Consider the following 832-nt stretch of genomic DNA (forward strand, 5'->3'; position numbering starts at 1 on the left):
GGCGATGGTCAATCCGAACTTCGGATTCTCTGTTGATCAGGCGTTTTTAGAGCGCGAGTTCCGCAAGGCGCGCGAAGAGGGCGAAGAGTCATTCCGGGGCTTCCTCGCGAAGCACGCTAACGTAGAGATCGGCCTTGCATTGCGCTCAGATCGCTGGGCGGGCGCGGAATTCTGGGAGGCGGCGGCACTTGCATCGGGTCTTACGCTTGAGGCGCTGATGGCTCGTTCAGAGGTAATCGACGTGGGAATCGATGGCGGTGGTCTGGACGATTTGCTCGGTCTCGCGGTAGTGGGTCGCGAGAAAGACACGCGTAACTGGCTTGCCTGGACGCACGCATGGGCGCATCCGTCTGTGCTCGATCGTCGAAAGGAGATTGCGCCGCGATTGCGCGATTTCGAAGATGATGGCGACTTAACGATGGTGGCGCAGATTGGCGATGACGTGCGCGATGTCGCGGAGATCGTTTCGACGATCTTTCAGGCGGGCCTGCTCGATAAGGTGGGGGCCGACCCAGCAGGCATCGGCAGCGTGCTCGATGCGCTGGCCGAAGTAGGCATACCCGAAGACAAGGTAGTTGGAATCTCGCAAGGCTGGAAGCTCTCAGGCGCGATCAAGACTGCCGAGCGTCGTCTCGCGACTGCGAGTAGTGGTCACAGCGCAGACGATGAAGGCGCGCCCGATGGCGTGCTCATGCACGGTGGTCAGCCGCTCATGGCGTGGTGCGTTGGGAATGCACGCGTGGTCCCGGTTGGCAATGCGGTGAACATCACGAAACAGGCCAGTGGGACGGGCAAAATCGATCCGTTGATGGCGCTATTTAACGCCGTGACG

The 832-nt window shown here is 60.6% G+C and carries 1 protein-coding gene; it reads left to right on the top strand.

The genetic code is table 11. The features are described from left to right. The coding region (locus tag QCE79_RS33150; RefSeq protein ID WP_404989468.1) for a terminase TerL endonuclease subunit at positions 1–832 on the top strand (832 nt) is incomplete at both ends.

Origin of the sequence: Caballeronia sp. LZ003 (genome assembly GCF_031451465.1) — a bacterium.
In the GTDB taxonomy this organism is placed as follows: Bacteria; Pseudomonadota; Gammaproteobacteria; order Burkholderiales; family Burkholderiaceae; genus Caballeronia.